Raw genomic sequence first — 8578 nt, forward strand, 5'->3', positions numbered from 1 at the left:
CGCGGTCTCGTGCGTACAGACCGCCGACGCCCACCGGCGCCGCGGGCTCGCCGAGGTGGTCACCGGCGCGCTCGTCGCGTGGGGGCGGGCGCTGGGTGCCGAGGAATGTCACCTCCACGTGTTCGCGGACAACTCGGCCGGTCGCGGCCTGTGGGCCAAGCTCGGGTTGGCCCCGCATCACTCGATGCGTCACCTCGTCGTCGTCGAGGGTTCGGCTCCACGGTCCGCGCGATCCGACACGGGGTAATAGACTGCTCGCCATGCGCCTGGCCACCTGGAATGTGAACTCGATCAGAGCTCGACGGGACCGGGTCGTGGCCTGGCTGGAACGCTCCAACGTGGACGTCCTGGCCATGCAGGAGACCAAGTGCAAGGACGACCAGTTCCCGCACGAGGCGTTCGAGGAGTTGGGGTACCAGGTCGCCCACCACGGGCTCAGCCAGTGGAACGGTGTGGCCGTGGCCTCGCGGGTGGGGCTCGAGGACGTCCGGCTGGGCTTCGACGACATGCCCGGTTTCCACAAGGATCCCGAGGTCACGCAGGACCCGGAGGCGCGCGCCATCTCGGCGGTGTGCGACGGCGTCCGCGTCTACAGCCTCTACGTGCCCAACGGTCGCGAACTGGCGGATCCGCACTACACCTACAAACTCGAGTGGCTGGCCCGGCTCCGCGACCACGCCTCCGCCGAGCTCGCCGCCGACCCGTCCGCGCAGGTGGCGCTGGTGGGTGACTGGAACGTGGCGCCGCACGACGACGACGTGTGGGACATGGAGGTCTTCGACGGCAAGACCCACGTCTCGGAGCCCGAACGCCAGGCCTTCGCCGCCTTCGACGGAGCGGGCTTCCGCGAGGTCACCCGCGAGTACACCCCGGGCCCCGGCGTTTACACCTACTGGGACTACACCCAGCTGCGCTTTCCCAAGAAGCAGGGCATGCGCATCGACTTCCAGCTGCACTCACCGGAGTTGGCCGCTCGGGTGACGGGCGCGTTCATCGATCGCGAGGAGCGCAAGGGCAAGGGCGCCTCCGACCACGCGCCCGTCGTCGTGGACCTCGACTAGCACCGCCACCTCGTCTCAGCATCAGGAGCCCCCACCGATGTCCACGTTCCAACTCCGCCACTACATCGACCGGCTGCGCGCCGAGGGCTTCACCGTCCGCGACGACCACGGTGAGGACCCCGACCTCATCGACATCAACGGCAGGGCCGTGGACACGTGGCGGGAGAACTACCCGTACGACCACCGGCTGGACCGCAACCAGTACGAGGTGGAGAAGTACCTGCTGCAGATCGAGCTGCTCAAGTTCCAGAACTGGCAGGCCGAGTCGGGTCACCGGCACGTGATCGTGTTCGAGGGCCGGGACGCCGCCGGCAAGGGCGGGACGATCAAGCGGTTCACCGAGTACATCAACGTGCGACAGGCCCGCGTGGTGGCGTTGATCAAGCCCACCGAGACCGAGCTGTACCAGTGGTATTTCCAGCGCTACATCAGTCATCTGCCCACCCGCGGCGAGCTCGTGATGTTCGACCGGTCCTGGTACAACCGGGCCGGCGTCGAGCGGGTGATGGGGTTCTGCACGGACGCACAGTACGAGTCGTTCATGGAGCAGGCGCCCATGTTCGAGAAGATGCTTGTGGATTCCGGCATCGGACTGACCAAGTTCTGGTTCTCCGTCACCCGGGAGGAGCAGAAGACCCGGTTCGCGATCCGTCAGCTGGACCCGGTCCGGCGGTGGAAGCTCTCCCCCATGGACCTGGAGTCCCTGGACAAGTGGGACAAGTACACCGCCGCCAAGGAGGAGATGTTCCGGCGTACCGACACCGACTGGGCACCCTGGATCACTATCAAGTCCAACGACAAGAAGCGGGCGCGCATCAACGCGATGCGCCACTTCCTCAACCAGTTCGACTACCCGGAGAAGGACCCGCAGGTCGTGTTCGACCCTGACCCGAAGATCGTCCGGCGCGGCAAGGTCGCCGTCGGGGACTGACTGAGCCCGCGAAGGAAGATCCCGCGCACCGGGCCCGTCGGGGAATGTCTGCGCGACGCCGCGCATTGCACAGGGTATGAGCCACACGAATGATCCGACCGTCATCACGCGCCTGCTCTCGGATCGCGGGCGGTGGGCCGTGGTGGGCCTGTCCTCGAATGCCGGACGCACCGCGTACGGGATCGCCGCCTACGTCCGGGACCTGGGCCACGAGATCGTCCCGGTCCATCCGAAGGCCGAGACGGTCCACGGGCAGCAGGGATACCCGGACCTGGCGTCGGTGCCCGGGGAGATCGACGTCGTGAACGTGTTCGTCAACTCGCACCTCGCGGGCGGAGTCGTCGACGAGGCCATCGCCCGGGGGGCGAAGGCCGTCTGGCTGCAGCAGGGAGTGATCGACGAGGACGCCGCCCGGCGGGCCGCGGACGCCGGCCTCGATGTGGTGATGGACACGTGCCCGGCGATCGAAGCGCCGCGGGTGGGACTGATCTGACGATCAGAATCCGGACGCGGTCAGCCCCACCATGGCGATGATGAAGACGAAGTAGAGGACCACGAGTCCCCCGAAGATGGCCAGCGAGATGAGGCCCAGCTTCTTGGCGGAGGCGCTCGCGGCCTCGGCCTCGGCGTGGTGGCCGGCCGCCCACAGCGGGTAGACGTCCGCGGCGCGGGTCATCGCGACGAACGACAGCGGCCAGAAGAACAGCAGCGAGGCCACCGCCCACCCGATGTTCGACGGCGGGCCGGGTCGGGTGGCCCCGGGGGAGCCGGTGAACGCCCCGGTGCCCTGACCCCCGTAGCCGGGGTTCTGGCCGTACGAGGGTGCGCTCTGACCGTAGGACGAGTCCTGCCAGTAGCCGGACTCCTGTCCGTGGGACTGGCCCGCCCCGAACGGGGAGTCGGAGGGGGAACCGGGGTAGCTCGGGTTCGTCATGACCGAATCGTATCCCCGGAGTGAGGTCGGCCGAAACACCCTCCTCCCGAACGGACGGCCCCCATCCGACCGGTGCCGCGCGCGCCGCCGTCAGGTCGGATGCCTGCGGAACGCCCGCGCGATCCCCGTCGACTGCCGCCCGGACAGAGTCGCGAACGGCGCGGTCTCGATGCGACGCCGGCCGCCCGAGCCCACCGTTCTCCACGTGGCGACCACTCTGCTCCTGTGCACCACCGTCCTCCGGAACACACCGTTGTTGCCGGGAACGATCAATCCGGAGTGATCAGAGTCAACCGCGTGGGACCGGTCGCCGTAGCCGAGCAGGTATTCGTCGAAGCCCGGGAGCAGGAGTACGGCATCCGCGGACCGACCCGCAGCGGCCAGCCGATCAGGCGCGCCCGGGTCCATCCAGTAGGTGGCGCCGTCGAACGACACCGCCTCCAGCCGCCCGGACACCGCCTCCAGGGCGGGGCGGACGTCTCGCAAGGGCAGTCCGGTCCACCGTCGGAAGTCCTCGGCCCGCGCGGGTCCGTGTGATCGAAGGAACCTCTCGAGCCACTCCGCGACGGCCTGCTCGCGGGTGGGTGAACGTGGGACGACCCCGTTCGCTGCCAGCCACCGATCGTGGTGGGCGAAACCGTGCACAGGACCGTCGGACCCTGTGCTGCCGGACCCTGTGTTGCCGGGCCCTGTGTTGCCGGGTCCTGTCCCTTCGGACCCCGTGCCGTCGACCTGGCTGACCAGCCCGTCGACGACGAAGAGGTACAGCAGGTGGTAGCCGCGGCCCTCAGAAACCTCCACTCCCTCCGCCCGCCAGCGATCCTGGAGCTGGGCACGGGTCCGGACACGCGTCCCGGCGATCTCCTCGAGCAGAATTCTGTGAGCGCGGGCGATTCCGTCGTCGTCGACCCCGAGCGCGGCGAGCCGCCCCACCGCGGCAGAACGGGACCGCCCCGCGGCCACCCCGACCATCCACCCGAGGTCCTCACCGGGCACGAGGTGGAGGGTGCCGCGCATGGGCCACGAACGGACGACGGACCCGTCGGCGAGGGTTGCTCGGACGTCGCTGATCGTCGCGGGCCCGCCGTCCGGACCGAGGGAGCGCAGGGCGACCGATGCGAGGACGCCGGGCAGGTCCTGCCCCTGCATGCACGCCATCCACCGCACCGCCTCGGCGGGCGAGGAGCAGCGTTCCCCCACGAGCCGCTGGGAGGCCAGGCGGAGGCGGGCGAGATCCCGGCGGGTGACCGGAGTGGTCCCGGACGCCTCCCTCACCGGGGTCAGCGGGGGGCGACGAGGAGTTGGTACTCGGGGAAGCGGATGAGGAAGCGGCGGACATAGCTGCACACCGGCCGGATCTTGTTCCCGTCCAGACGCATCCGGGTGAGGACCAGACTGACCAGCAGGCGGGCGATGCCCTGCTGACCGAAGTGCTCCTCGATGACGGTGTGGAGAAGGATGTAGACCTCGCCGTCCTTCTCGTACCCCACCAGGCCCATGAACGTCTCGCCGTCCCACAGTTCGAACCGGTCTCTATCGGTGTTGTGGACCAACACCAGTGACTCTACTCGGGACATGGGGCTCCTTCGGCAGGGTGTGTTCCCCACGTGATGCTACTCGCCGGGGTACGCTCGCCCGGCACCATTTCATACTCGTCCACACGGGAGTCCGCTTCGGAGCGCGGGCTGAGAGGACGGCCAGCCGGGTCGTCGACCGTTGAACCTGTCCGGGTCATGCCGGCGTAGGGAGCAGTGAACATCATGGGCAGAAACACGTCCACCACCAGCGCAGACACCACCTCGATCGAGGCCGTGACCTGCGGCCCCATCCATTCCAGCAGCAAGTCCTACCTCGAGGTCCGGGCCGAGGACAGCACCCTGCGCGTGCCCGTCCGTCGGATCTCACTGACCAACGACACGACGTTCGACGTCTACGACACCTCCGGTCCGTACACCGGGTACGCCGACGCCGGGGAGTGCCACGACCTCGCCGCAGGACTGCCGCCCACCCGCGACGGCTGGGCCCACCCGGAGGCCGCGCCCGCCTCGGCGGAGGACCCCACGCCGGTGCGGACCCAGCTGGCCTGGGCCCGCGCGGGCCACATCACCCCGGAGATGCGCTTCATCGCCGCCAGGGAGGGGATCGACGTCGAGGTGGTGCGGACCGAGGTGGCGGCCGGCCGCGCCGTCATCCCGGCCAATCACCGCCACCCGGAGAGCGAGCCGATGATCATCGGCAAGCGCTTCCTGACCAAGATCAACGCCAACATCGGCAACTCCGCGGTCACCAGCTCGATCGCGGAGGAGGTCGAGAAGATGGTGTGGGCCTCCCGGTGGGGCGCGGACACCATCATGGACCTGTCCACCGGGCGGGACATCCACGAGACCCGCGAGTGGATCATGCGCAACTCCCCCGTTCCCGTGGGGACCGTGCCGATCTACCAGGCACTGGAGAAGGTGGGCGGCGATCCGACCGCGCTGACCTGGGAGCTCTACCGCGACACCGTCATCGAGCAGTGCGAGCAGGGCGTGGACTACATGACCGTCCACGCGGGCGTGCTCCTGCGGTACGTCCCGCTCGCCGCCAAGCGCGTCACCGGGATCGTCTCGCGCGGAGGCTCGATCATGGCGGCGTGGTGCCTGGCGCACCACCGCGAGTCGTTCCTCTACACCCACTTCACCGAGCTCTGCGAGATCCTCGCGCGCTATGACGTGACGTTCTCCCTCGGGGACGGCCTGAGGCCCGGATCGATCGCGGATGCCAACGACGAGGCCCAGTTCGCCGAGCTCCGCACGCTGGGTGAGCTCACCGGGATCGCCAAGCGCCACGGCGTCCAGGTGATGATCGAGGGCCCCGGGCACGTGCCGATGCACATGATCGTGGAGAACGTGCGGCTCGAGGAGGAGTGGTGCGAGGAGGCGCCCTTCTACACGCTGGGGCCGCTGGCCACGGACATCGCACCGGGTTACGACCACATCACCTCCGCCATCGGCGCCGCGCGGATCGCGGAGGCGGGTACGGCGATGCTCTGTTACGTCACCCCCAAGGAGCACCTGGGCCTGCCCGATCGCGACGACGTCAAGACCGGCGTGATCACCTATAAGATCGCCGCGCACTCGGCGGACCTGGCCAAGGGGCACCCCGGCGCACAGAGACGGGACGACGCGCTGAGCACCGCGCGGTTCGAGTTCCGGTGGAGGGACCAGTTCGCCCTGGCGCTCGACCCGGACACCGCGCTGGCGTACCACGACGCGACTCTGCCCGCCGAGCCCGCCAAGACCGCCCACTTCTGCTCGATGTGCGGTCCCAAATTCTGCTCGATGCGGATCTCCCAGGACATCCGGGACTACGCGGCCGAGCACGGGATGGAGACGGTCGAGGCGATCGAGGCGGGGATGGCGGAGAAATCGGCGGAGTTCGCCGAACAGGGCTCCCGCGTCTATCTGCCGATCAGTCAGCACTGACCTTCCACAGGGCGTCCGACCCCCCCGCGAGTCGGCCCAGCCAGCGCGCGGCCCAGCCCGCGACGAGACGCGGCCCGGGTGTACCGACACCCGGGCCGTGTCGTGGGTGCCGCTCAGGCGTCGCGGCGCAGGGTGATCACCAGACCCGCGACCCACAGGGCCACGCAGACCGCCGCGTACCACGCGAACGCCGGCCACTCGCCCCACGTGATGAACCCGCGCGCGGTCTCACCCTGGGTCCAGAAGTCGCCGTTGGCGAACGGCATCCAGCCGGCGATGTCCTGCCCCACCCGGGGGATCAGGGAGACCATGCCCTCCAGCGCCAGCGTCCACACCAGGAACAGCGAGATGGTGCCGGCGGCGTTGCGCATGATGTACGCCAGGCCCATCACGGCGAGGGTGCCCACCGCTGCGTAGACGGGGAACCGCACGAGGTACGTCAGCCCGTCGCCCGAGAACGGGGTCCACGAGTCCAGACCGGACAGCGCCCCCGCGGCCAGCAGCGAGACCACCACCGCCACGGCGGTCACGACCATCGACATCACGGTGAACAGCGCCGTCTTGGCGAGCACCGCCGGCCACCGCGACGGTGAGGCGAGGAAGGTGGCCTTGTTCGTGTGGTAGCGGTACTCGCCGGTCACGGCGACGATCGCGGCGATCCACGCGAGGATGACGGTGAAGGCGCCGACTCCCAGGATCGCGAACAGCGGATCGCCCCCGCCGCCGGGTTCCCCGACGATCGGGTCCCCCGCCGAGGGCTGCTCGAACTGGCCGATGATCACGGCCAGGCCGAGGGCGAGGGCGATCCCCAGGCCGTACAGCCAGTAGGCGCTCTTGGTGGTGGTGACCTTGATCCACTCGGACTTCAGCAGGTTCATCGGGTGGTCTCCTGACCGTGGTACTCGACGTCCTGGTCGGTGAGCGCCATGAAGGCCTCCTCGAGCGACGCCCGCTTCTCGTGTAGTTCGTGGACGGTGATCCCCAGACTCGCGGCGAGGTCACCGACCCGGGGGGCGGGCAGCCCCTCGACGAGGAACACGCCGGCCTCGGGGTCGAACGTGGCGGTGATCCCCTCCTCCCGGGCGGCGGCCGTGAACTCGTCGACGTGCGGTGTCCGGAGGAGGACGGAGGACGTGGCCGCGGAGAGGAACTCCTCGACGGACGTCTGGGCGCGGAGCACCCCCCGACCGATGACGACGAGGTCCTGGGCCGTCTGTGCCATCTCCGACAGCAGGTGGCTCGACACGAGCACCGTCCGGCCCTCGGCGGCGCGGGCGTGCATGAAGCGGCGGATCCAGAGGATGCCCTCGGGGTCGAGACCGTTGACCGGTTCATCGAAGAGCAGCACCTCGGGGTCGCCGAGCATGGCGGTGGCCAGCCCGAGTCGCTGGCGCATTCCCAGCGAGTACCCGCCCACCTTGCGGCCGGCCACGTCGCTCAGACCGACCAGCGACAACACCTCGTCGACGCGGGTGGCCGGCAGACCACCCGCGGCGGCGATCATCTTCAGGTGTGCGCCCGCGGACCGGTTGGCGTGGGTCCAGGACGCGTCGAGCAGGCACCCGACGGTGTGGGTGGGCCGCTCGAGTTCCCGGTAGCGCCGGCCGTTGATCAGCGCCTCACCCGAGGTGGGGGTGTCCAGGCCGACGATCATCCGCATGGTGGTGGACTTACCGGCCCCGTTCGGGCCGAGAAAGCCGGTGACGACGCCCGGCCGCACCACGAAGCTCAGGTCCTCGACCGCCGTAGCGGCGCCGAAGCGTTTGGTGAGATTGCGTACCTCGATCATGGTCTCCAGTGTGCCTGCCGGGGCGCGGGAAGCGGGCTCCTCCCACTCAGCTCCCGTACAGGTGTGTCAGGGCTTACCCTCGTCCCATGGATGACGCCCGCCCAGATCCCGGTCCCGAACTCCCGTCGATCCGTGCCTCGGACCACGAGCGTGAGGCGACGGCGAGGTTCCTCCAGCAGTCCTACTCGGAAGGGCGCCTGACCCTCGCCGAGTTCGACGAGCGGACCACCAAGGCCTACGGGGCCCTCTTCCAGTCCGACCTGGCCGAGCTCACCCGCGACCTGTCCCCCACCCGTCGCGACGGTGGGGCCGCGCCCGCGGCGCACCACGGGGCGGCACCCGCACGCAGGGTCACCGGCGGGAGCGGTCCGTCGACGTCCCTGGCGTTCATGGGCGGGT

Annotated in this window: 11 protein-coding genes and 1 riboswitch; of the genes, 6 read left to right on the plus strand and 5 right to left on the minus strand. The window is 69.4% G+C overall.

What is annotated here, in order from left to right:
* The 4 genes from G6020_RS03380 to G6020_RS03395 form a co-directional block, all read left to right on the plus strand.
* Positions 1–247 (plus strand): GNAT family N-acetyltransferase (locus G6020_RS03380; protein ID WP_182609655.1); only part of this gene is annotated, 247 nt, incomplete at its 5' end.
* A 13-nt stretch (positions 248–260) separates the two neighbouring features.
* A complete protein-coding gene (locus G6020_RS03385; RefSeq protein WP_182609656.1) occupies positions 261–1061 on the plus strand; it encodes an exodeoxyribonuclease III in 801 nt (266 codons plus the stop codon).
* Positions 1062–1098: 37 nt separating this feature from the next.
* Positions 1099–1992, plus strand: coding sequence for a polyphosphate kinase 2 (ppk2, locus tag G6020_RS03390; RefSeq protein ID WP_182609657.1), 894 nt, complete (start codon positions 1099–1101; stop codon positions 1990–1992).
* 76 nt (positions 1993–2068) lie between these two features.
* Positions 2069–2485, plus strand: a complete 417-nt coding sequence (locus G6020_RS03395; protein WP_182609658.1) for a CoA-binding protein — start codon at positions 2069–2071, stop codon at positions 2483–2485.
* A gap of 3 nt (positions 2486–2488) precedes the next feature.
* Here G6020_RS03395 and G6020_RS03400 read toward each other — a convergent pair whose 3' ends face one another.
* From G6020_RS03400 to G6020_RS03410, 3 genes are all read right to left on the minus strand, one after another.
* Entirely contained in the window at positions 2489–2926 is a 438-nt protein-coding gene (locus tag G6020_RS03400; protein WP_182609659.1) for a CD225/dispanin family protein, read from the minus strand.
* A 90-nt stretch (positions 2927–3016) separates the two neighbouring features.
* The gene (locus G6020_RS03405; protein WP_182609660.1) at positions 3017–4201 is read right to left on the minus strand and encodes a winged helix DNA-binding domain-containing protein; all 1185 of its coding nucleotides are present in this window, start codon (positions 4199–4201) and stop codon (positions 3017–3019) included.
* Positions 4202–4206: 5 nt separating this feature from the next.
* Positions 4207–4503 carry a GNAT family N-acetyltransferase gene (locus tag G6020_RS03410; protein ID WP_179523462.1) on the minus strand — a complete coding sequence of 99 codons (297 nt, stop codon included), beginning with the start codon at positions 4501–4503 and terminating at the stop codon, positions 4207–4209.
* Between the two features lie 73 nt (positions 4504–4576).
* Positions 4577–4691: riboswitch (TPP riboswitch) on the plus strand.
* On the opposite strand from G6020_RS03410, the gene thiC reads away from it, so the two are divergent.
* The gene (gene thiC / locus G6020_RS03415; protein WP_182609661.1) at positions 4687–6390 is read left to right on the plus strand and encodes a phosphomethylpyrimidine synthase ThiC; all 1704 of its coding nucleotides are present in this window, start codon (positions 4687–4689) and stop codon (positions 6388–6390) included. It overlaps the preceding riboswitch by 5 nt.
* Before the next feature lie 113 nt (positions 6391–6503).
* Here thiC and G6020_RS03420 read toward each other — a convergent pair whose 3' ends face one another.
* Positions 6504–7268, minus strand: a complete 765-nt coding sequence (locus G6020_RS03420; protein WP_179523463.1) for an ABC transporter permease — start codon at positions 7266–7268, stop codon at positions 6504–6506.
* Positions 7265–8179 carry an ATP-binding cassette domain-containing protein gene (locus G6020_RS03425; RefSeq protein ID WP_182609662.1) on the minus strand — a complete coding sequence of 305 codons (915 nt, stop codon included), beginning with the start codon at positions 8177–8179 and terminating at the stop codon, positions 7265–7267. The genes G6020_RS03420 and G6020_RS03425 overlap by 4 nt, the downstream gene beginning before the upstream one ends.
* A gap of 86 nt (positions 8180–8265) precedes the next feature.
* Between G6020_RS03425 and G6020_RS03430 the strand changes: the two genes are divergently transcribed.
* On the plus strand, positions 8266–8578 hold a 313-nt coding region (locus tag G6020_RS03430), incomplete at its 3' end, for a DUF1707 domain-containing protein (RefSeq protein WP_182609663.1).

The sequence above is a fragment of the Dietzia sp. B19 genome, from assembly GCF_014145155.1.
Taxonomy (GTDB): domain Bacteria; phylum Actinomycetota; class Actinomycetes; order Mycobacteriales; family Mycobacteriaceae; genus Dietzia; species Dietzia natronolimnaea.